Origin of the sequence: Propionicimonas sp. (assembly GCF_034927565.1) — a bacterium.
Classification (GTDB): Bacteria; Actinomycetota; Actinomycetes; order Propionibacteriales; family Propionibacteriaceae; genus Propionicimonas.
The window spans coordinates 1-22,588 of sequence record NZ_JAYFPT010000061.1 but is presented as its reverse complement, the minus strand read 5'-3'; the positions used below and the strand labels follow the sequence as shown (position 1 = coordinate 22,588).

Genomic DNA, 22,588 nt, shown 5'->3' with positions numbered 1-22,588 from the left:
GCGTTCTTGGCGCGGCTGCGGACCTTGGCGCGGTCGTTGGCGTCCAGGATGGTCTTGCGGATCCGGACGTCCTTCGGGGTGACCTCCAGGCACTCGTCGGCCCGGCAGAACTCCAGGGACTGCTCCAGACTCATCAGCCGGGGCGGGATCAGCCGCTCCAGCTCGTCCCCGGTGGAGGAGCGGACGTTGGTCAGCTTCTTCTCCTTGGTCGGGTTGACGTCCATGTCCTCGGGACGCGGGTTCTCGCCGACGATCATGCCCTCGTAGACCCCGTCACCCGGCGCCACGAACAGGGTGCCGCGCTCCTGCAGGTTGAACAGGGCGTAGCCGGTCACCGTCCCCAGCCGGTCGGCGACCAGCGAACCGCTCAGCCGGGTCTTGATCTCACCCGACCAGGGCTCGTAGCCGTCGAAGACGTGGTGCATGATTCCGGTGCCGCGGGTCTCGGTGAGGAACTCGGTGCGGAAGCCGATCAGCCCGCGGGCGGGGATCACGTACTCGATCCGCACCCAGCCGGTGCCGTGGTTGATCATGTCGACCATCCGCGCCCGCCGGGTGCCCATCAGCTGGCTGATCGTCCCGACATGCTCCTCGGGGACGTCCACAGTCAGCCGCTCGACCGGCTCGTGCAGGGCGCCGTCGATCGTCCGGGTCAGTACCTCGGGCTTGCCGACGGTGAGCTCGAAACCCTCCCGGCGCATCATCTCCACCAGCACCGCCAACTGCAGCTCGCCGCGTCCCTGCACCTCCCAGGTGTCCGGACGGTCGGTCGGCAGCACCCTGATCGAGACATTGCCCACCAGTTCGGTGTCCAGCCGGTTCTTCACCAGGCGGGCGGTCAGGAGCTTGCCGGCCCGTCCGGCCAGCGGGGAGGTGTTGATGCCGATGGTCATCGAGATCGACGGCTCGTCGACGTGGATCAGCGGCAGTGGACGGGGGTCCGCCGGGTCGGCGAGGGTCTCCCCGATGGTGATCTCGGGAATGCCGGCGATCGCGACGATGTCGCCCGGCCCGGCCGACTCGGCCGGAACCCGGTCCAGGGCCTTGGTGATCAGCAGTTCGGAGAGCTTCACCGTGGCCACCGAGCCGTCCCGGCGGCACCAGGCCACCGTCTGGCCGCGCTTCAGGGTGCCCTCGACCACCCGGCACAGCGCCAGCCGACCCAGGTAGGGGGAGGCGTCCAGGTTGGTCACCAGCGCCTGCAGCGGGTGGTCCGCGGTGTAGGTCGGCGCCGGGATGGTGTCCATGATCAGCTGGAACAGCGGCTCCAGGTTAGGCGAGTCGGGCAGCGAACCGTCAGCGGGCTGGGTCAGCGAGGCCCGGCCGGCCTTGGCTGCGCAGTAGATGATCGGGAAGTCGAGGGCGTCGGCCTCATCGTCCTCCAGCAGATCCAGGAAGAGGGCGTAGATCTCGTCGGTGACCTCCGCGATCCGGGCGTCCGGCCGGTCGACCTTGTTGATCACCACGATGATCGGCAGCTTCTTGGCCAGCGCCTTGCGCAGCACGAACCGGGTCTGCGGCAGCGGGCCCTCCGAAGCGTCCACCAGCAGCAGCACCCCGTCCACCATCTCCAGGCCGCGCTCCACCTCGCCGCCGAAGTCGGCGTGGCCGGGGGTGTCGATGATGTTGATGGTGACCGTCGAGCCGTCGGCAAGGGTGTGGTCGACGGCTGTGTTCTTGGCGAGGATCGTGATGCCCTTCTCACGCTCCAGGTCCATCGAGTCCATGACGCGGGTGTTGACGTCCTGGTTCTCGCGGAAGGCCCCGGACTGCCACAGCATGGCGTCCACCAGGGTGGTCTTGCCGTGGTCGACGTGGGCGATGATGGCGACATTGCGCAGGTCTGCGCGCACCGGCATGCGGGTTCCGATCTGTAGACAACCCGACCGATTTTACTCTGCCGCGGCGGCTACTCCTCACACGGCCCGGCGACGATCAGCGCGTGCTCAGCCGTGGCTGCGGGGACGCCAGCCGAAACGCCGGTTCGGGGCGCCCGCCGGCGGGGTGATTCTGGTGTCGACGGTGATCTCGTCCGTGGCGGGAACCTCGGCCGGTGCGCCAGAGCTCCGGGCATCCGCGGCGAGCCGGCGCCGGGCGCCCTCGGTGAGCAGCCCGTCCGGAGTGGCCGCGAGCCTGTCCTGCACCTCGGCGCGGCTCATCCCGGCTGCTGCTGCGAGCTCATCAAGGCTGGCGCCCTGGTTCGCTGCGATCGCCAGCCAGCGGTCGATCCGCACCCGGTAGGAGTCAGCCTTGGCCTTCAGCGCGAGTCGGGTGACAACGGTCGCCGAGAGATTCTCCAGGGCGGCCTCACGGTGAGCGGTGTCGTCCTCGGGCACCTGGATCGCGAGCAACAGGGAGGTTTCCTCACCCAGGATTGTGGTCATTCGCGCGTCCTTCACCATGGTCAGCTACCCGACCATCCAGCCTACGCAGTCTGCCAAGGCGCCGCTGTCCGAATCGAGGAATTGATCCCGTTCTGACAAGCGGTGAAGCTGCTTTTCGCCGCTGGGTCCCACCTAGGGGGGACAGCCGGCAGGCCAGCCTCGCTCGTCGCCAGAACCCTGGCCCCGTAGTCTTGCCGCGTGACGCAGTGGTTCACCGAGAGCTTCCACACCGAGTTCGAGAAGCAGGCCGCCGAACTCGGACGGATCAACCTCGCCATCTTCGGCAAGACCGGAGTCGGCAAGTCGACGCTGGTCAACGCGATCTTCGGCGAGCCGCTCGCGGCCACCGGCATTGGGGCACCGGTGACCCAGGGCTCGCATCTCTACCTCGACAAACGCGGCACCCTCGGGGTGATCGACACCCGTGGCCTGGAGATCGGCCGTGACGACACCGAGATCATCAAAGAGGTCACCAAGGCAGTGAAGGAGTTGCGCAAGAAGCCGGTCGTCGAGCAGATCCACGTCGCCTGGTACTGCATCCGCGGCATGGACCGCCGGTTCGAGGACGTCGAGGAGACCTTCATCCGCACCCTGGCCGAGCTCGATGTGCCTGTGCTGGTGGTGCTCACCCAGGTGCCGACGATGGCTGGCCGTTCCTCCTCGGCTGGCTCGTCAGCACCTACGGTGGCCTCCGAAGGCCTCGCGCAAGCTCGGGTCGCCGCTCGGCCTGGGTTGGTGTACCACCCCGACGCCGTCGAACTCGCCCGGCAGATCGAAGCCAGGCAGTTGCCGATCGTCGGTGGCCGCCCGTTCATGACCTACGCGATGAGGGACCAGTTCACCGGTCAGCCGTCCCACGGCTTGATGGACGTGCTGGCCGCCACCTTTCACGTTGCGCCCGAAGCCGTCCGGGCCGCGCTCGCGGCTGCCCAGACCATCGACCTGGCGCTCAAGGCGGCCCAGTCCCAGAAAGCCATAGCCGGCGCGACGGCGGGGGCGGCAGCGGCCGCAGCCGTCCCGATCCCGTTCTCCTCGGCAGCCATCCTGGTGCCGATCCAGCTCGGCATGATGGCGCGGCTGGCCCACCTCTACGGGCTGCCCTTCGACCGGGCGGCCATGCTGGCGATCGCCTCCACCTCGGTCGCCACTTCCGCCGGGCGGGCGGCGGCGGCCGGGTTGCTGAAATTCCTGCCGGGTGCCGGGACGGTGGCAGGCGGCGTGATCAACGCCTCGGTGGCCTCCGGCTTCACCCTCGCGATGGGGCAGGCCTGGCTGGTGGTCTGCCAGCGCGCGGCGGCGAAGTCGCTGCCGACCGCCGGCGGGGTACTCGACACCGAGGCGGTGAAGCAGGTGTTCGAGGCCGAACTCGCCAAAAGGCTGCCGCGGATCCGCCAGAAGCACCAGGCCGTCGACTCCGCGTCCCCCGAGAACGGCAGGGCAGGCTGACCGGCGGTACCTGAGGACCCGCCCGGAAATCGCGCCCTGGAATGGCCTTTTTTGGGCGTGTCCTGAGTGCTGATCAGGGGTTTCTCAGGGACTTCCCAGTTGTCGTTCGTTGTGTGGGCACCGACGGGAAGGCAGGCTTGAGGCGGCGCTACTGTGGCCGGACACCCTGTACTCCCGGGCTGCGCAGGACGAGCGCAGCCCGACACCCGCACCGAGGAGGTGGCCTTGCCGAACCACGGGCTTGCCGTCCGCATGCATCGTGCCGTGGTCCGGCGCGGACGGTCTGCGCAGGCCCAGCCCGAGGTGGTGGTTCGTCGCAGGGCCGTTGCCTCACACGCCCGGCGGGCGCTGTCGCTGAACCGGGTGCAGCCGCATCCGGCGGGTCGGGACCGGCTCTTCGAGCCCGGCCGGCCTCGAGTCTGGCGCCGCCGCGGGCTCGTCGGCCCGGGTGCGCAGCCGGCGTCGGGGACGTCGAGCAGTCTGGTGGTGCCGCCCCTGGTGCAGGGGCCGCTGTTCCAGCCTGCCGAAGCTCTGGAGAAGGCGGGAGCCCTGGCCCGGGCGACCTGGTCGACGCTGGCCGGCAAGGTGCAGGAGGCAGAGATACCGGAGAAGGTGGGCAGCTTCGCCCGCTCGGCCCGGTCCGTCTTGGCTGACCAGTCCCACGCACTGGCTGCCCGGGTCGCCGCCGCCCGGGCGGCCAGGGCAGCCCGCCCGCCCAGACCTGCCGCGCCGGCACCCGGTGCGCTCCCGTCCGGTGCGCGCCCGTCTGGTGGGGTCCCTGGTCCGGCTGTCCCGGTCGCCGGCTCGCTCGGGTCGGCCGTCCCGGTGGGTGCTCCGGCCAGTGCTGGCGGTGTCGTGCTCCGGTCCGCACCGGCGCCGGTTGCGGTGCCGGTGACCGCCCTGTTCGCACCCGGCGCCCCGGCGCTGGTTCGTCCGTCCGCCTCGCCGGTCCAGGGCAGGACGGGGACGGTGTCGCCGAGGACCGACGGCCTGGGGTGCGTCCACACCGGCGTGATCCGGCCGCAGCCGGTCTCCGCACGGGTCCCCCCGATCGTGGGCTGGCTTCACCTCGGGGCGCTGGCCGCCGTGGTGGTCTGGTCGTGTTGGCTGGCCTGGTGGTTCGTCGCCCCGGCGGTGACCACGATGCTGACCTCCCAGGCGCTGTTCCCGGATCCGCCGCCGATCGGGGACGGCCAGGTGGTGACCAATGTCGTGGTCTGGCTGGTGCTGCTGGTGATCTGGGGCGTCTCGGCGGACTGGCACGACAGCTGGAGCCGGCAGGCTGCACGGGACTGGCTGGCCGCGCAGTGCCCGGAGTGTCGCTACCGCGGTCTGTCCGGCCGGGATCTCGACGCCTTCATCCACCCGTCCCGGACGCTCGGCATTGCCTCGGTCCTGCTGGCCTGCCTGGGGGCGGGGCTGGTGGGCCTGGGGCTGTGGCGCGCGCTGGTGGGGCCGGAGTCCTGGCCGGGTGAGACCGAGTTGCTGATCTGCACGGCGATCATCGCCTTCGTGCTCGCCGGCGGTGCGATGCGCACCAGCAGCCACCAGTGTGACGTGCGCTACCGCGAACTGCTCGACCTCCGGCTGGGCGAGAACGCCTGACCTGGCGGTATCCCGAAGTCGGGCTGGCATTCGTGCATCTGGCAGGGCGGGCACGGGGCGAATTCCCAGACCAGCCGTGAGAGTGGTTTTCGTCCCGCTTGGTGAGACCATCTGTCTCACGCGAACTCGGGAATCCGCGGATCGCGACGTTGCGTAGTAGTGGGCCTGCAAGACTTTCGGTCATGAGTCAGCGAACCATTGGCGTAACTGAGCTCGTCCTGCGCGACGCACACCAGAGCCTCCTCGCAACCCGGATGGCCCTCGAAGACATGGTCGAGGCCTGTGAGGACATTGACAAGGCTGGTTACTGGAGCGTCGAGTGCTGGGGCGGTGCCACCTACGATTCCTGCATCCGTTTCCTCAACGAGGATCCCTGGGTGCGACTGCGGACCTTCCGCGAACTGATGCCGAACTCCCGCCTGCAGATGCTGCTGCGCGGCCAGAACCTGCTCGGCTACCGCCACTACAACGACGAGGTGGTCGACCGCTTCGTCCAGAAGTCCGCCGAGAACGGGATGGACGTTTTCCGGGTCTTCGACGCGCTGAACGATCCCCGCAACATGGCCCAGGCCATGGCCGCGGTGAAGAAGACCGGCAAGCACGCCCAGGGCACCATCTGCTACACCATCTCCCCGCTGCACACCGTCGAGGGCTACGTGCACCTCGCCGGCCAGTTGCTCGATATGGGTGCCGAATCGCTGGCGCTGAAGGACATGGCAGCCCTGCTGCAGCCGCAGCCGGCCTACGACATCATCCGGGGCATCAAACAGACCTACGGTGAGGACGTCCAGATCAACGTCCACTGCCACTCCACCACCGGTGTCACCCTGGTCACCCTGCAGAAGGCGATCGAGGCCGGCGCGGACGTGGTTGACACCGCGATCAGCTCGATGTCGCTCGGCCCGGGCCACAACCCGACCGAATCCCTGGTGGCGATGCTGGAGGGTACGCAGTACACCACCAACCTCGACAACGAGCGGCTAATCCGGATCCGCGACCACTTCGCCAAGATCCGTCCGAAGTACAAGGCTTTCGAGTCGGCCACCCTGGTGGACACCGACATCTTCTCCAGCCAGATCCCCGGCGGCATGCTCTCCAACATGGAGAGCCAGTTGAAGGCCCAGGGCGCCGGCGACCGGATCAAGGAAGTGATGGAGGAGGTGCCGCTGGTCAAGGCGGACGCCGGCCATCCGCCGCTGGTCACTCCGTCCTCGCAGATCGTGGGCACCCAGGCGGTGTTCAACGTCCTGATGGGTCGCTACAAGGTGCTCACCGGCGAGTTCGCCGACCTGATGCTCGGCTACTACGGCGAGTGCATCGGCGAGCGCAACCCCGAGGTGGTCGCGATCGCCCAGGCGCAGGCCAAGAAGGAGCCGATCACGGTCCGCCCGGCCGACCTGCTGCCGCCGGAATGGGACACCCTGGTGACCGACGCCGCCAAGCTGGAGGGCTTCGACGGCACCGACGAGGACGTCCTGACCTACGCGATGTTCCCGGGGGTCGCTCCGGGCTTCTTCGAGCACCGCGCTGAGGGGCCGAAGAACGTCGGCAAGACCCCGGAGGAGCTGAAGGCCGAGGCCGATGCGGCCAGCGGTGCCGCCAACGCCGTCCGCGGCCCGATCAAGTACAAGGTCTCCCTCGGTGGACGCGAGCACAGCGTCGCCGTCGAGATGGCGTGAGGAAGAAGACAATGGCTACCAAACCAGTCCCCATGAAGAAGCGGGTCACCGAACTCGCCGAGGCCCGGGCCAAGGATCAGCAGGGCGGCGGTGAGGCACGGCTGGAGAAGCAGCGCTCGTCCGGCAAGCTGACCGCCCGCGAACGGCTGGACGCCTTCCTGGACGCTGACTCCTTCCAGGAGGTCGGGCTGTTCCGCCGGAACCGGACCACCACCTTCGGGATGGACGTCGCCGACATGCCCGCCGACGGCGTCGTGACCGGCGCCGGCACGGTACTCGGTCGTCCGGTGCATGTCGCCAGCCAGGATTTCACCGTGATGGGTGGGTCGGCCGGCGAGACGCACAACAAGAAGGTCGTCGAGATGATGCACGCGGCGCTGACCAACGGCACCCCGTTCGTCTTCATCAACGATTCCGGCGGCGCCCGGATCCAGGAGGGCATCGACTCGCTGTCCGGTTACGGCCAGGTGTTCTACGCCAACGTCGAGCTGTCCGGCGTGGTGCCGCAGATCTCGATCATCGCCGGCCCCTGCGCCGGTGGCGCGGTCTACTCCCCGGCGCTGACCGACTTCGTGATCCAGACCCGCAAGGCCCACATGTTCATCACCGGGCCGAACGTGATCAAGCAGGTCACCGGCGAGGACGTCTCCCAGGACGCCCTGGGTGGTGCCGACACGCACATGGCGGTCTCCGGCGTCAACCACTTCGTGGCCGACGACGACGAGCAGGCGATCCTGATCGCCAAGAAGCTACTCAGCTTCCTGCCGCAGAACAATGCCGAGGAACCGCCGGTGGTGGAGGGTGATCCGAACGTCGAGTACGACCCGGAGTTCTCCTCCATCGTACCGGTGGACGGCAAGCAGGGCTACGACGTGCGGGACATCATCGCGCGGCTGGTCGACTTCTCCGACTTCCTCGAGGTGCAGGCGGGCTACGCCCAGAACATCGTGGTGGGCTTCGGCCGGATCAACGGCCGCAGCGTCGGGATCGTCGCCAACCAGCCCAACGTGCTGGCCGGCGTGCTCGACATCAACGCCAGCGACAAGGGCGCCAAGTTCGTCCGGTTCTGCAACGCCTTCAACATCCCGATCGTCACCCTGGTCGACGTCCCCGGCTACCTGCCCGGTGTCGCCCAGGAGCACGGCGGCATCATCCGCCACGGCGCGAAGATGCTCTACGCCTACTCCTCGGCCACCGTCCCGCTGGTCACCGTGGTGCTGCGCAAGGCCTACGGCGGCTCCTACCTGGCCATGGCCTGCCGCGATCTGGGTGCCGACAAGGTGTTCGCCTGGCCGACCGCCGAGATCGCCGTGATGGGTGCCGAGGGCGCCGCGGCCGTGGTCTTCCGCAAGGAGATCGCCGCTGCCGACGACCCGGCCGCCCGGCAGGAGGAGCTCGTCGAGGAGTACCGCAACACCTTCGCGACGCCGTTCATGGCCGCCTCCCGCGGTCTGGTGGACGACATCATCGATCCGGGCGAGACCCGGCAGAAGGTGGCGCAGGCGCTCGAACTGCTGGCCAACAAGCGCAAGACCAGGCCTGCCAAGAAGCACGGCCTCATGCCGGTCTAGGAGGGTTCGGATGTCGCAGGATGCGGAACTCCTTGAGTTGGTCAAGGGGTTGTACGACAGGATCGACGGGCTGGAGCTGCGGATCAAGCGGCTCGAGCTGATCGACAAGGATGTGCCGGAGGAGACCCTGGTGGCGATCGCCGCAGCGGTGGCCGCCTACCTCGGCCACCGGGCCAAGCGGCGCCAGCCGCACTTCACCTCCGGCAGGAACTGGACGTCCAGCACGCGGCGCTCCCAGCACCTGCATCACCCGCTGTACTCGCGCTGAACGGTCTGGAAGGAAGACAGATGAAACTCAAGGTGACAGTGAACGATGTCCCCTACCTGATCGATGTGGAGGTCGAGGAGGAGGAGCCCCAGAACCTGGGTGCGATCGTGATCGGCGGCAGCGCCGGTGCGATCACCGTGCCCAGCACCGCCTCGGTGCAGGGCGCCTCGGCCAACGCCGTGGTCGCGCCGCTGGCCGGCTCGGTGGCCCGGGTACTGGTCGAGGAGGGGCAGGAGATCGACGCCGGCGAGGTGCTGCTGGTCCTGGAGGCCATGAAGATGGAAACCGAGATCACCGCGCCGAAGGCCGGCAAGGTGGCCCGGATCCTGGTCGACAAGGGCACCGCCGTCCAGGGCGGTCAGGCGCTGATCGAGCTCGAAGAGGCCTGATTCATTGCGCGGTGGCCCGTCCCTTTGGGGCGGGCCACCGTCGCGTCCTGGCACAGCTGACTGCTGGTCCTCGGGAGTCGCACCAGCTGGCAGAAGGCCGTGTCCACCGGCGCCCTCCGTCCCGTGACCATCCGGCCTCGTCCTTGTTCGGCTTCCGATGTGACCAGACCGACCAGGTACGACGTTGGAGCTGGTGGGACAGGGGACGGTTCCTGGGCCCGGTTACTGGCCGATCCGGTGGACCTTGTGCTGGGCAGCCTGGGCGCGGGGGCGGATGGTCAGCCGGTCGATGTTGACATGGGACGGACGAGTGGCCATCCAGGCGATCGCGTCGGCGATGTCGTCGGCCACCAGCGGCTCTGGAACCCCGGCGTAGACCGCGTCCGCCTTCGCCTGGTCGCCGTCGTAGCGCACCAGGGCGAACTCGTCGGTGCGAACCATGCCCGGCGCGATCTCGGTGATCCGGACCGGCTGGTCGAACAACTCCAGCCGGAGCGCGCCAACCAGGGACCGCTCGCCCGCCTTGGCGGCGTTGTAGCCGGCGCCGCCCTCGTACGGTGCGTCCGCGGCGGTCGACGTGACGAACACGATCACCCCTTGGGCGGCGATCAGTGCCGGTAGCAGGGCTTGGGTGACCCGGGCGGCGCCCAGCACGTTGACATCGAACATCGCCTGCCAGGCCGTGAGATCGGCCACCGCGACCGGCTCCTGCCGGAAGGCGCCACCGGCGTTGTTCACCAGGACGGCCAACTGCGGGCCGGCCTGCTGTGCCAGGCGGTCCACATCGGCGTCGACAGTGACGTCGCAGGCGAGCGCCCGTCCGCCGATCTCCGCGGCCAGCGCCTCGATCCGGTCGCGTCGCCGGGCAGCGCAGATCACCTCGAACCCCTCGGCTGCCAGGCGGCGCGCGGTGGCCGCTCCGATCCCGCTGCTGGCTCCGGTGACGACGGCGATCCGACGATTGTTCATGACCCCGATTCTGCCAACCTTCTCCGGCGCGCCGGGCCGGATCCCGGATTTGCCGGACGGCAGCCTCCCGGCTCACCTGGACCCCGCTGACGCCGGTAGGCTGACACCATGACCTCCACGTTGATCCTGCTCCGCCATGGTGAGAGCGAATGGAACTCCAAGAACCTGTTCACCGGCTGGGTGGACGTCGACCTCAACGAGAAGGGTGTCGGCGAGGCCCAGCGCGGCGGTGACCTCCTCAGGACCGAGGGGCTGCTGCCCGACGTCGTCCACACCTCCGTGCTGCGGCGGGCGATCCACACCGCCTACCTCGCCCTCGACGGCTGCGACCGGCACTGGATCCCGGTGCGGCGTTCCTGGCGGCTCAACGAGCGCCACTACGGCGACCTGCAGGGCAAGGACAAGGCCCAGACCCTCGCCCAGTACGGCGAGGAGCAGTTCATGCTGTGGCGCCGGTCCTACGACACTCCGCCGCCGCCACTGTCGCCGGACAACACCTTCACCCAGGTGGACGATCCGCGCTACGCCTTCCTGCCCAGCGAGGCCCGGCCGCTGACCGAGTGCCTGAAGGATGTCGTGATCCGGATGCTGCCCTACTGGTACGACTCGATCGTCGGTGACCTGCGGGACGGGAAGGTCACCTTGGTGACCGCCCACGGCAACTCGCTGCGGGCGCTGGTCAAGCACCTCGACGGCATCAGTGACGCCGACATCGCCGGGCTGAACATCCCGACCGGCATCCCGCTGGTCTACGAGCTGGACGACGACCTGAAGCCGACCGTCCCCGGTGGCCGCTACCTCGATGCGGAAGCCGCCGCAGCAGCGATCGAGGCCGTCAAGAACCAGGGCAAGAAGTAGCTCCCCGACGCAGCAGGGCCGGCCTCTCCCGAGCCCGGCCCCTGCTTGCTGTCGTCGGTTCCGCCCGTCCGCTGTCGCCGAGCGCCACCCTTACCGCCGAGCGCTCGTCCCTAGGGCCTGGCGCTCGGCGACAGAAGTGGCGGTCAGTTCCAGAAGGGTGGCGGTCAGCCCGGGCCCGGCTCGCTGCCGAGAGTCGCATCCGAGCGGACGCCCGGAGGTCTCGGGTTGCCACGGACGCGGGGGGATGCGCCGTGGGCGGGAGGAGGTTGCAGAGAGCCGGGCAGGCGTCAGGCGACCGGCCAGTTGCCGCCCTCGGGCAGCAGCCCGGTCACCACATACACCACCCGTCCGGCCATCAGGACGGCATGGTCGGCGATCCGCTCGTAGTAGCGGCCCAGCAGGGCGACGTCGACGGCCGCCTCGACGCTGTAGGGCCAGTCCTTGCTCAGCAGCACCCGGAACTGGTTCTTGCGCAGTTCGTCCATCTCCTCGTCGGAGTCGGCGAGCTTGCCGGCATCATGGGCGTTGCGTTCGTTCAGCGCCCGGGCAGCGGTGGCGACCATCTCCTGGGCCACCCGCGCCATCAGGGTGAAGTTGGGCACCAGTCCCTCGGGGACGGCGTGCTCGGGGTAGCGCAGCCGGGCGATCTTGGCGACATGGGCCGAGAGGTCGCCCATCCGGGCGAGGTCGGCAACCATGCGCATCGCGGCGACCACCGTCCGCAACTCGCCGGCGACCGGGGCCTGCCGGGCGAGCAGGGAGAAGCAGCGGCTCTCCAGGTCGTCGTGGAGATCATCGAGCCGGGAGTCGGCCGAGATCACGTCCTCGGCCTTGCCGAGGTCGGCCTCCAGCAGGGCACTGGTCGCCTCGCTGAGGGCGACCTGGACCATCCCGGTCATCTTGACGAGATCGTCGACCACGCCGTCGAGTGCCTCGTGGTAACTGTCACGCATGCGGGAAACTTCCTTCTGGCTGGGCAGGGTCGTCAGGGCCTTGTTGCTCTAGTGAACACCCTAGGGAGCGGCCGGAGGCGAACTTTCGCCGCTCAGGAGAACAACCGGTGAACACGAGGTGAATCTTGGGCCGGCCGTCAGCGGTTCACCAGCGCTCGGTGGCACTGCGGGCTGCGGACGGCCTCTAGTCTTCACCTCGTGAAGCCTGTCGGTTCCTCCCCGGGTGATCAGCGCAGACTCGATCGCCGTCCGTCCTCCCGCCTACACTCCAGGCCATGACGCCGTTGGCCGCAGCGCTCCTGGGAGCTGTCATCGGGCTGGTCGTCGGCGGCCTGCTGGTCTGGTCCACCCTGCGCTCCCGGGCTGGCCAGCATGAGCATGTGGTCGCCGCGCAGGCCCACCTGCAGGCGGTGGTCGACAACCTCCGCGCGGTCGTGGTGATCCTCGGTCCGGCGGGCAGCGTGACGGCCAGCAGCCGCTTCGCCCGAGCCAGTGGGCTGGTCCGGAGCACCCAGCTCACCGACGGCTCCGTGCAGCGGGCCGCTGCGGAGGTGTCCGGTTCCGGTCAGCCCGGCTCCCTGGACGTCCGGCTGGACCGTGGGCGCCCGTCCCGGCCGATCGAACTCGAACTGCTGCTGACCCCGCTGGCCGACGGCCACGTGCTGATCACCGGCGAGGACCGGTCGGCCGATCTGCGGTTCACCGAGACTCGTCGCGACTTCGTCGCCAACGTCACCCATGAACTGAAGACGCCGATCGGGGCGATCATCCTGCTCTCGGAGGCGCTGGCCGCAGCCGCCGACGACCCGGAGGCGGTGCGCAGCTTCACCGTCCGGCTGGACGAGGAGTCGCAACGGCTGAACGAACTGGTCTCGCACATCATCGCGCTGTCCCGGCTGCAGGCGGAGGATCCGCTGCTGGCGGCCGAGCGGGTCGAGGTGGACGAGGTGATCGAAGACGCGTTGCGCCGCAACCGCGCCCAGGCCGAGCGCCGGGACATCACCCTCTCGGTCGGTGGCGAGCGCGGGCTGAGGGTCCTGGGGGACGCCGGGCAGCTGGAGATCGCGGTCTCCAACCTGGTGCAGAACGCGATCGCCTACTCCGAGCCGGGTGCCCGGGTGGTGGTCTCGGCCCAGGCCCGGGCCGACGAGCTGGTGGACGTGAAGGTGTCCGACACCGGGATCGGGATCAGCCAGGCCGACCTTGCCCGGGTCTTCGAGCGCTTCTACCGGGTCGACGCCGGACGCAGCCGTGACCACGGCGGCACCGGCTTGGGGCTCTCGATCGTCAAGCACGTTGCCGCGGCGCACGGTGGCGAGGTCACGGCCTGGAGCCGGCTGGGCCAGGGCTCCACCTTCACGCTGCGACTTCCGCAGTACGCCAGCGAACCGGGACGGGCCGAGCCGGCCCCCGGCCAGGACAGGACCGGCACCGCAACTGCCGGCGAAAGGAAAGACTCATGACCAGGGTTCTCCTGATCGAGGACGAGGCGACCTACCGCGAGACCGTCGGCTTCATGCTGCGCCGTGAGGGCTTCGAGGTGCAGCTGGCCGCCGACGGCAAGGAGGGGCTGGCGCTGTTCAACCGGTCCGGGGCCGACATCGTGCTGCTCGACCTGATGCTGCCCGGGATGCCGGGTACCGAGGTCTGCCGCCAACTGCGTGCGGTCAGCAACGTCCCGATCATCATGGTCACCGCCCGCGACTCCGAGATCGACACCGTGGTGGGGCTCGAACTGGGTGCCGACGACTATGTCACCAAACCGTTCAGCCACCGCGAACTGGTGGCCCGGATCCGCGCTGTGCTGCGCCGGGGCCAGGAGGTGGACCTGGTGCCGGACGTGATCGAGGCCGGTGAGGTCCGGCTGGACGTCGAGCGCCACGAACTGACCGTCCGCGGCGAGCCGGTGAAGCTGGCACTGAAGGAGTTCGAGCTGCTCGAACTGCTGCTGCGCAACAGCGGCCGGGTGCTCACCCGTGGCCAGCTGATCGACCGGGTCTGGGGGCCGGACTACGTGGGCGACACCAAGACCCTCGACGTCCACGTGAAGCGGCTGCGCGCCAAGATCGAGCAGGATCCGGCCAACCCCCGGCTGCTGCTCACCGTCCGCGGCCTGGGCTACCGTTTCGAGGGCTGAGCCCCACCCCGGGGCATGCCGTCCGTCCCGGTTCGACGGGTTGCTTCCGATTCGAGTCGCACCCTGACCAGGAAAGAGCCGTCCCCGACGTGAGTCGGGGCGCTGGGAAACGGCTGGTTCCAGTGGGCTTCGCCGGTGCCGGGAGTCGAGCCGGAGGGCGTCTCGCGGGCGTCCGGTGAGGTGCGCGAGCTTTGCCGGCGGCGTTACTGTTGGTTCCCGTGGCCGACCTCACCGTGTTCTCCGGACATGCCCATAACGAGTTCGCGGAGGAGATGTGCAGCCTGCTGGACGTGCCGCTCTCGCCGTCGCGGCTCTCCCGGTTCTCCAACGACTGCCTGCAGGTGCAGCTGCGCGCCAACTGCCGCCAGCGCCACGTCTTCATCGTCCAGCCGCTGGTGCCTCCGGTGCAGGAGAACCTGATGGAGCTGCTGATGATGGTGGACGCGGCCCGCGGCGCCTCGGCCGCCAGCGTCACCGTCGTGATGCCGCACTACGCCTACGCCCGCTCGGACAAGAAGGACGCCCCGCGGATCTCGATCGGTGGCCGGTTGGTGGCCGACCTGATCCACACTGCCGGCGCCACCCGGGTGCTGACCATGGCGCTGCACGCGTCGCAGGTGCACGGCTTCTTCTCAATGCCGGTCGACCACCTGACCGCACTGCCGGCGATCGCCCAGCACTTCCGCCACCGTGACCTGTCGAACACCATCGTGGTCTCGCCCGACTTCGGTAATGCCAAGGACGCCGGGCACTTCGCGCGGCTGCTGGGCGTCGGCATGGCGGCCGGCTCCAAGCAGCGGATCTCCGATGACAAGGTGATCATCAACGAGATCGTGGGCGACGTCGCTGGCAAGGACGTGATCGTGCTGGACGACGAGATCGCCACCGCTGGCTCGATCATCGAGTTGGTCGGGGCGATCCGGCGGTACAACGTGAAGTCGGTCTCGGTGGCGTGCACCCACGGGCTGTTCACCGGCCCGGCCGTGGAGCGGCTGAACGCCCGGACCGACATCCAGGAGATCGTCTCGACCAATACCGTCCCGGCACCGGACGGGCTGAACAACCTGACGGTCGTCTCGGTCGCCCCGCTGTTCGCCGAGGCCGTCCGGCGGATCGGCTCGGGGGAGTCGGTCAGCAGCCTGTTCTCCAGCGAGGAGACCTACGGCTGATCCGCGGCGTGGGGCGACACCCTATACCCATGTGTGCAAGGAAAGCCGTAGCCGTACCGCAATTGACCAGCTCTTGTGGTGTGACTGACGGGCTTTGAGCAACCTGTGGAGGCACAGCATCAATCCCCTTGTCAACCCCTCATTTGCCACCTGGCTAGCCAAAACACCTTGGGATTGTGGCCCTCGCATGCTATGATGGAGGCCTTCGAAAGGGGTCAATTCAGCTATGACGTTCACAATCGGTGAAACGGTGGTCTACCCCAATCACGGCGCAGCGGTCATCGAGGCAATGGAGACCCGCACCATCCGTGGCGAGGACAAGCTCTATCTGGTGCTGCGCATCGTTGGTCAGAATGACCTCGTCGTGCGTGTGCCGGCTTGCAACCTCGACCTGGTGGGTGTGCGCGACGTGGTGGACGCCGACGGCCTGGAACGCGTTTTCTCCGTTCTGCGTGCCCCGCACGCCGAAGAACCCACCAACTGGTCTCGTCGCTACAAGGCCAATCTTGAGAAGCTCCATTCCGGCAATGTCATGAAGGTCGCCGAGGTCGTTCGCGATCTGTGGCGTCGCGAACGCGAGCGCGGGCTGTCCGCCGGTGAGAAGCGGATGCTGGCCAAGGCCCGTCAGATCCTGGTCTCCGAACTGGCCCTGGCCGAGAAGGTCGAGGAGGACCGTGCCGAGGTCCTGCTCGACGAGGTACTCGCCTCCTGAGCCTGAGCTCATTGAACACGTGGCACCGGCCGTCACCTGAGGGTGGCGGCCGGTGCCACGTTCGGCGTCCAGCCGGACCGCCGCCGATCAGTAGGCCCTGTTGCCCGGCAGAAACCGGGCAGTAGAGGCCACTCGCGTGGATAGTGCACGCGGCAGTTCCGGATTGCCCGGTTTCTGCATCGCGGCGGGCCCGTAGCCGGAAGCGCCCGGTGCGGGGCAGTGCCATACTTCGTCCATGTCCGAACCCGTCGTTGCCATCGTGGTGGCCGCCGGTGCAGGCTCCCGGCTGGGCGGTGAGGTGGCCAAGGCGCTGCGCACCGTGGGTGGACGCACGCTGGTGTCGCGCAGCGTCGAGGCGCTCGCCGCTGGCGGCGTGACGGACGCGGTGGTGGTCGCCCCCGCGGCGCTCCAGGAGGAGTTCGTCTTCGAACTCGCCGATGCCATCATCCCGGTGTTGGTGGTGCCCGGCGGCCGCGAGCGGCAGGACTCGGTCCGCCACGGCCTGGAGGCCATCGACGCGGCCGCCGAGTTGGCGGGCAGCCGGTTCGTTCTGGTGCACGACGCGGCGCGGGCACTGGTACCGCCGCAGGTCACCGCCGGCGTGATCGCGGCACTGCAGGCCGGAGCCGTCGGGTGCGTTCCGGTGGTGCCGGTGGTCGACACCATTCGTCAACTCACCCCGGATGGTTCCCGGGTCGTCGACCGGGCGGACCTGCGCGCCGTCCAGACCCCGCAGGGTTTCGAGCGTGCAGTGCTGGTCGAGGCGCACCGGCGGCTGGCCGGGTCGGGGACGGTGGTCACCGACGACGCTGCCGCTGTCGAGGCACTCGGGCACGAGATCGTGCTGGTCGCCGGGCACCGCGACGCGCTGAAGATCACCGAACCGCAGGATCTGCAGTTCGCCGAGGCGATCGCGGCGGGCCGGCGATGATCCGGGTGGGGATCGGCAGCGACGTGCACCGCCTCGGTGACGGCGTACCGATGTGGCTGGCCGGGTTGTTCTTCCCGGACGAGCCCCAGGGGCTGGTCGGGCATTCTGACGGCGATGTCGCCTGTCACGCGGCGGTGGACGCGCTGCTGTCGGCCGCCGGGCTGGGGGACATCGGCAGCAACTTCGGCACCGACCGGCCGGAGTGGGCCGGAGCGAGCGGGGTGGCCTTCCTGAGCGAGGCCGCCCGCTTGGTGCGTGCTGCCGGTTTCGAGATCGGGAACCTCGCCGTCCAGGTGATCGGGAACCGGCCCCGGCTGGCGGGACGCCGGGGTGAGGCCGAGCAGGTGCTGTCGACTGCTGTCGGAGCACCGGTCAGCGTCTCGGCCACTACCACCGACGGGCTGGGCCTCACCGGCCGCGGTGAGGGCGTTGCCGCGCTCGCCACCGCGCTGCTGACTTCGGACGGTCAGGCCCGGTAGCCGGCCAGGGTCGGCAGATAGCAAGCTCCGGCAGCCACCGAGACGGGCAGACAATCAGCTCCGGTCGCCGCCGAGACGGGCAGACAATCAGCTCCGGTCGCCGCCGAGACGGGCAGACAATCAGCTCCGGTCGCCGCCGAGTAGTCAGCCCAGGTCGCCGCCGAGTCCGGCCGACGGCCAGCCCCGGTCGCGGGCCGGGGCTGGGGCAGAGATGGATCAGCGAACCTGGCCCGCCGGCACTGTCCAGGTGTTGCACTGACCCATGCTGGTCTCGGTCAGCCCCTTGGTGAACCAGCGTTCCCGGGCCGCACTCGAACCGTGGTCGCCGACGTAGCCGGGCTGGCCGGTGAGTACGTCATCTCCCAGGTTGGCGGCGATCAGCTTCAGATTGGTCAGGTTGTCCTGGCTCATCCCGGTGGCCTGAGAGACGGCCTGCAGGAACTGGCCGGCGAAGCAGTCGGCTTGTTGCTCGGCTCGGCGTGACATGACGGTGGCCTCATCTTCGTCCATCTTCTGCTCCAGGGCGAGGTCGGAGATCAGGATGCCGGTGCGGGCCTGGATGGCGTGGCCGAACTCGTGCCCGATCACCATGTCCGGCATGAACGGAAGCCTGGCGACGTCGGCCGGGAAGATCTTGTACAGCGGCTTGGCGTAGTACACCCGCTGGTCACCGGCGCAGTAGACCGCGTTGACGTCCTCCAACTGCCCGCAACCGGTGGTGATCGGCTGGTTGTAGACCGTCACCGGCGGACGTGGCATCTCGAAACCGGCCGCTTCCAGCGGTGGGCTCCAGACCACCCACAGGCAGCCGGTGAGGTTGTTGAGATGATCCTCCAACTCGCTGACGCTGGCGTTGACCGCATCCACCCGGGTGAGCGCGCAGTTGGTTGGCACGGCCACTGACTGGGCATAGACCGGATTGTCCGTCAGCCACTGCTCGGCCTCGGCGTAGGTGGTCGGCATCGGCAGGTCGGACGGGTTGTAGTCCGGCTCGGGGATGTCCTCCGGTGCAACGGCTGGCGGCAGGGTACTGCCCGGTTGCGGGGTGACCACATCCTGACCGCCGTCGAGGTAGTGCTTCAGGCTGATGAAGAAGAACCCCAGCGCCACCACCGCGACCAGCCCGAGCAGGAGCAGCTTGAGCGGCGAGCCCTGCTTGCGGGGCGGCTGGGAGGGCGCCCCCGGGTACTGCTGCACCGGAGCCCGTCCGGGGTACTGTCCGGGCCACTGGCCCTGGTACTGGGTGGGGGCCTGGGCTGGCCAGGGGGCCTGGCCGTGCCCCCAGCCAGGCTGCTGACCATACGGCTGCTGCCAGCCCTGGGCCTGGCCAGGCTGCTGCGGCCAGCCAGGCCCGCCCTGATAGCTGCCGGGCCGCTGGGCGCCCGACTGTCCCCACGGTTGTTGCGTCACGGCCCCAGCCTAGCTAGAGCGTGTCTCCCCATCCCAGTAGTGGCCTGCTGCGTGGTGCCCCACGGGCGTCTCGCGGCGTTGTTGTCGGTCGGCGACGCGCCAATCGCCTCCTTCCTGTGCCTGGCGAACCACTCCGCAGGACCCCGCTCGCGACGGCCAGGGACGAGGAGACACGCTCTGGGCAACCGGGGTTCCTTGCTCCAGACGGCCGCCGAACTGCGGGCTCACCCCTGCGATCGCCCCGTCCACGCATGCCGGACTCAGCATCCGGGCGCCACCGGTCCTGGTGCTGTGGGAGATATCGCGAACCACCACCTCGGCACTAGGCTGGCGCCAGCCCCGTCCGGGGCCAGATCGCCTGTCGTGAGGAAGGGTGTCGTGACGAAGGGTTCCTCCCGCGCGCTGCGGATACTGCTGACCCTGCTGGCTGGACTGGCCGCCTGGCTGACAGTCGGATCGCCGGCCCAGGCCGCTGAAGCTGCCAGCAGCTACGTCGTGAAAGCCACCGTCGAGCTCGACGGCACGCTGCACGTTGCGGCAACCATCACCTTCGACCAGGCGCCGGATTCGCTCAGCCAGGTGATCGACACCGCCACCCGCACGCCAGACGGCCAGGAGTACCGGTTCACGATCAGCGAGGTTGCGGCCACCGCCGGCGGCAGCGACCTCGGCGCCCAGCTGACACAGCACAGCGGCAGCACGACGATCACGGTGCCCACCACCGGGGTCACCGCCCCGGTGGAACTCAGCTACGTCGTCACCGGCGCGGCCATGGCCAGCGCGGACGGCGGCACGGTGGTCACCTGGCCGCTAGTGCAGGGGTTGAGCGTTCCGGTGATCAAGTTCGATGGCACGGTCAGCGTCGCTGGTCCGGTGCAGTTCAGCATGATCGACTGTGAGGCGGGCGACCCGGCGTCCCCGACCGCCTGCACCTTCTACGGCGGCGGCACCCACGACCATCCCGAACCCTTCTTCCACCATGAGGGGCTGGCCGCCGGCCAGTTCGTGCAGGCCACCCTGCGGTTCCCGGCCGGCAGTGTCACGGTGAACGAGGACCTGCACACCCTGTGGACCGTGGAGCGGGCGTTTGCTGCCGGCCCCGTCCAACTCGGCTCGGCACTCGGCCTGCTCGTGATCGGCGCCCTGGCGCTGTGGCTGACGCACCGCCGGTTCGGCAGCGACGCCGGCGTGGTGGCCCCGACCCCGATCGCGGAGTTCCATCCGGTCGGCGAGGGGCAGAGCGAGTTCCGGGTACTGGACGCCGTCCGTCCGGGCCACGTCGGGACGGTGCTCGACGAGCGGGTCGATCCGGTGGACGTGACCGCCACCCTGCTCGACCTCGCCGTCCGCGGACAGCTGCGGATCGAGGAACTCGAACGTCCTCATGCGCACGCCGCGACCGACTGGGCCTTCGTCCGGCAGGCCGGCTCCGGTTCGCTCGCGCCGTACGAACAAACCCTGCTGGACGCCGTCGCGCCCGCCGACGGCAGCCCCGTCCGGGTGTCGCAGCTCAGCGCCGTGGTCGCCCCGGTGGTGGGCACCGTGCAGGCGCAGCTCTATGACGACGTGGTGACCCGCGGCTGGTTCGCCCGCCGTCCCGACACCACCCGGAACCTGTGGTCCCGGATCGGCTGGCTGGCGCTGGCGGTGGCCGTCATCGCCACCGGCCTGCTGGCCGCGTTCACCTCCTTCGGCCTGGTCGGGTTGGCGCTGGTGATCGTCGCCCTCGGGCTGTTGTTCGTGGCCGCGGAGATGCCGGCCCGCACCCGGTCTGGCATGGGCATCCTGGGCGGCCTGCGGGCCCTCGCCGGCAGCTTGGCCACCCAGCCGACAGACCAGCTCCCGCATGGCCGGGAGTATCAGCAGCTGTCGCGGATCCTGCCCTACGCCGTGGTGCTCGGCGGCACTGACCGGTGGCTCCAGGCGATTGCGGACGCGGACCGGGACGACACTGCCGACAGCACCGACCTGACCTGGTACCACGCCCCGACGGACTGGCACCTGTCCTACCTGCCGGACTCGATCCGCAATTTCGTGACCACGGTGCAGGGCACGCTGTTCAGCCGCTGAGCGGAACAGCCGACGGGTGCCCGGGCCGTGGCTCGGGCAGCCATGGTTCCCCCAGCTTCGGGATCGGCACCCTCGCGGGAGCCACCGGGCGGTAGCCCGGGCATCACGTCCTACAGCTCGAGGCCCGGGTAGAGCGGGTTGGCGTCCAGCAGTTCGGCGGCCGCGGCGTGGGTGCGCTCGGCCAGGCCCTCGGCGAGGGTGTACTTCGCCTTGCCCGGTCTGCCGTCGGCGGTGGTAGCGGGGGTGGTGCCGCGCAGCACGTCGGTGATCAGCTCGGCCACCCGGTCGAACTCGGCCGGGCCGAAACCGCGGGAGGTGAGGGCGGGGGTACCGATCCGGACCCCCGAGGTGTACCAGGCGCCGTTCGGATCGCGCGGTACCGAGTTGCGGTTGGTGACGATGCCGGAGTCCAGCAGGGCCGACTCGGCCTGCCGCCCGGTGAGGCCGAAGCCGCTGACGTCCAACAGGACGAGGTGGTTGTCGGTGCCGTCGGTGACCAACTTCACGCCCCGCTTCATCAGGCCCTCGGCGAGGGTCTTGGCGTTGTCGGCGACCGCCTGGGCGTAGGCCTGGAAGGCCGGCTGGCGGGCCTCGGCGAAGGCGATCGCCTTGGCGGCCATGACGTGGCTGAGCGGGCCGCCGAGCACCATCGGGCAGCCGCGGTCGACGTCCGGGGCGTACTCGGCGGTGGCCAGGACGAAGCCACCGCGCGGGCCGCGCAGCGACTTGTGCGTGGTGGACGCGACGATGTGGGCGTGCGGGATCGGATCCTCGTCCCCGGTGAATACCTTGCCGGCGACCAGGCCCGCGAAGTGGGCCATGTCGACGAACAGGGTGGCGCCCACCTCGTCGGCGATCTCCCGCATGGTGGCGAAGTTCACCCGGCGCGGGTAGGCCGAGTAGCCGGCCACGATGATCAGCGGCTTGAACTCACGGGCGTCGGCGAGCAGCTTGCCGTAGTCGATCAGGCCAGTCTCGGGATTGGTGCCGTAGGCGTGCTGGCGGAACATCTTGCCGGAGATGTTGTGCCGGAAGCCGTGGGTGAGGTGGCCGCCGGCGTCCAGGCTCATGCCCATCACCCGCTGGGCGTTGAAGGTGGCCCGCAGCTCCTCCCAGTCGTCCTCGGCCAGGTCGTTGACGGTCTTGGCGCCCAGCCGCTCCAGGGTGGGTGATTCCACCCGGTGGGAGAGGATCGCCCAGTAGGCGACCAGGTTGGCGTCGATCCCGGAGTGCGGCTGGACGTAGGCGTACTCCGCGCCGAACAGGGCGCGAGCGTGCTCGGCGGCCACTGACTCGACGGTGTCGACGTTCTGGCAGCCGGCGTAGAACCGGTGACCGACGGTGCCCTCGGCGTACTTGTCGGACAGCCACGTCCCCATCGTCATCAGCACCGGCAGCGAGGCGTAGTTCTCGCTGGCGATCAGCTTCAGCGAGCCGCGCTGGTCGCGCAGCTCGGCGCGGGTGGCCGCGGCGATCCGGGGCTCGACGGACTCGATGATGCTCAGGGTCTGGGAGTAGATCGACGAAACCTGCGCCGCGAACTGAACCTGCTCAGCCT

20 protein-coding genes are annotated in these 22,588 nt (G+C 69.2%); 14 read left to right on the top strand and 6 right to left on the bottom strand.

From position 1 onward, the window contains the following. Window positions 1-1,859 (bottom strand): translational GTPase TypA (gene typA, locus VB080_RS11750; protein ID WP_323418639.1); only part of this gene is annotated, 1,859 nt, incomplete at its 3' end. 87 nt (window positions 1,860-1,946) lie between these two features. Next, a complete protein-coding gene (locus VB080_RS11745; protein WP_323418638.1) occupies window positions 1,947-2,384 on the bottom strand; it encodes a hypothetical protein in 438 nt (145 codons plus the stop codon). Between the two features lie 198 nt (window positions 2,385-2,582). Here VB080_RS11745 and VB080_RS11740 point away from each other — a divergent pair, with 198 nt between their 5' ends. From VB080_RS11740 to VB080_RS11715, 6 genes are all read left to right on the top strand, one after another. Continuing rightward, window positions 2,583-3,830 carry a GTPase family protein gene (locus VB080_RS11740; protein WP_323418637.1) on the top strand — a complete coding sequence of 416 codons (1,248 nt, stop codon included), beginning with the start codon at window positions 2,583-2,585 and terminating at the stop codon, window positions 3,828-3,830. Window positions 3,831-4,055: 225 nt separating this feature from the next. Then, complete coding sequence (locus VB080_RS11735) at window positions 4,056-5,435, top strand: hypothetical protein (protein ID WP_323418636.1); 1,380 nt, start codon at window positions 4,056-4,058, stop codon at window positions 5,433-5,435. 182 nt (window positions 5,436-5,617) lie between these two features. Continuing rightward, window positions 5,618-7,114: a methylmalonyl-CoA carboxytransferase subunit 5S gene (locus VB080_RS11730; protein WP_323418635.1), complete on the top strand. Its 1,497-nt coding sequence runs from the start codon at window positions 5,618-5,620 to the stop codon at window positions 7,112-7,114. Window positions 7,115-7,125: 11 nt separating this feature from the next. Beyond that, window positions 7,126-8,685, top strand: coding sequence for an acyl-CoA carboxylase subunit beta (locus VB080_RS11725; RefSeq protein WP_323418634.1), 1,560 nt, complete (start codon window positions 7,126-7,128; stop codon window positions 8,683-8,685). Window positions 8,686-8,695: 10 nt separating this feature from the next. Then, a complete protein-coding gene (locus VB080_RS11720; protein ID WP_323418633.1) occupies window positions 8,696-8,953 on the top strand; it encodes a hypothetical protein in 258 nt (85 codons plus the stop codon). Between the two features lie 20 nt (window positions 8,954-8,973). Then, the gene (locus VB080_RS11715; protein WP_323418632.1) at window positions 8,974-9,342 is read left to right on the top strand and encodes a biotin/lipoyl-containing protein; all 369 of its coding nucleotides are present in this window, start codon (window positions 8,974-8,976) and stop codon (window positions 9,340-9,342) included. A gap of 222 nt (window positions 9,343-9,564) precedes the next feature. Here the strand turns inward: VB080_RS11715 and VB080_RS11710 are convergent, their stop codons facing one another. Continuing rightward, window positions 9,565-10,311 carry an SDR family oxidoreductase gene (locus VB080_RS11710; RefSeq protein ID WP_323418631.1) on the bottom strand — a complete coding sequence of 249 codons (747 nt, stop codon included), beginning with the start codon at window positions 10,309-10,311 and terminating at the stop codon, window positions 9,565-9,567. 108 nt (window positions 10,312-10,419) lie between these two features. Between VB080_RS11710 and VB080_RS11705 the strand changes: the two genes are divergently transcribed. Then, window positions 10,420-11,169, top strand: a complete 750-nt coding sequence (locus VB080_RS11705) for a phosphoglyceromutase (protein WP_323418630.1) — start codon at window positions 10,420-10,422, stop codon at window positions 11,167-11,169. A 287-nt stretch (window positions 11,170-11,456) separates the two neighbouring features. Here VB080_RS11705 and phoU read toward each other — a convergent pair whose 3' ends face one another. Beyond that, the gene (gene phoU / locus VB080_RS11700) at window positions 11,457-12,122 is read right to left on the bottom strand and encodes a phosphate signaling complex protein PhoU (protein ID WP_323418629.1); all 666 of its coding nucleotides are present in this window, start codon (window positions 12,120-12,122) and stop codon (window positions 11,457-11,459) included. A 275-nt stretch (window positions 12,123-12,397) separates the two neighbouring features. Here phoU and VB080_RS11695 point away from each other — a divergent pair, with 275 nt between their 5' ends. From VB080_RS11695 to ispF, 6 genes are all read left to right on the top strand, one after another. Beyond that, window positions 12,398-13,585 (top strand): sensor histidine kinase, encoded by a 1,188-nt coding sequence (locus VB080_RS11695; protein ID WP_323418628.1) that lies wholly within the window; start codon window positions 12,398-12,400, stop codon window positions 13,583-13,585. Then, entirely contained in the window at window positions 13,582-14,259 is a 678-nt protein-coding gene (locus VB080_RS11690) for a response regulator transcription factor (protein ID WP_323418627.1), read from the top strand. The genes VB080_RS11695 and VB080_RS11690 overlap by 4 nt, the downstream gene beginning before the upstream one ends. Before the next feature lie 218 nt (window positions 14,260-14,477). Continuing rightward, entirely contained in the window at window positions 14,478-15,428 is a 951-nt protein-coding gene (locus tag VB080_RS11685; RefSeq protein WP_323418626.1) for a ribose-phosphate diphosphokinase, read from the top strand. A 226-nt stretch (window positions 15,429-15,654) separates the two neighbouring features. Continuing rightward, window positions 15,655-16,140: a CarD family transcriptional regulator gene (locus VB080_RS11680; protein ID WP_323418625.1), complete on the top strand. Its 486-nt coding sequence runs from the start codon at window positions 15,655-15,657 to the stop codon at window positions 16,138-16,140. Window positions 16,141-16,375: 235 nt separating this feature from the next. After that, a complete protein-coding gene (ispD, locus tag VB080_RS11675) occupies window positions 16,376-17,071 on the top strand; it encodes a 2-C-methyl-D-erythritol 4-phosphate cytidylyltransferase (protein WP_323418624.1) in 696 nt (231 codons plus the stop codon). Next, on the top strand, window positions 17,068-17,550 hold the full coding sequence (gene ispF, locus VB080_RS11670; protein WP_323418623.1) for a 2-C-methyl-D-erythritol 2,4-cyclodiphosphate synthase: 483 nt from the start codon (window positions 17,068-17,070) through the stop codon (window positions 17,548-17,550). Before ispD ends, ispF begins: the two co-directional genes overlap by 4 nt. Before the next feature lie 216 nt (window positions 17,551-17,766). Here ispF and VB080_RS11665 read toward each other — a convergent pair whose 3' ends face one another. Beyond that, window positions 17,767-18,960 (bottom strand): neutral zinc metallopeptidase, encoded by a 1,194-nt coding sequence (locus tag VB080_RS11665; RefSeq protein WP_323418622.1) that lies wholly within the window; start codon window positions 18,958-18,960, stop codon window positions 17,767-17,769. A 378-nt stretch (window positions 18,961-19,338) separates the two neighbouring features. On the opposite strand from VB080_RS11665, the gene VB080_RS11660 reads away from it, so the two are divergent. After that, a complete protein-coding gene (locus VB080_RS11660; protein WP_323418621.1) occupies window positions 19,339-21,030 on the top strand; it encodes a DUF2207 domain-containing protein in 1,692 nt (563 codons plus the stop codon). Between the two features lie 110 nt (window positions 21,031-21,140). Here VB080_RS11660 and VB080_RS11655 read toward each other — a convergent pair whose 3' ends face one another. Next, on the bottom strand, window positions 21,141-22,550 hold the full coding sequence (locus tag VB080_RS11655; protein WP_323418640.1) for a glycine hydroxymethyltransferase: 1,410 nt from the start codon (window positions 22,548-22,550) through the stop codon (window positions 21,141-21,143). Window positions 22,551-22,588: the final 38 nt, after the last annotated feature.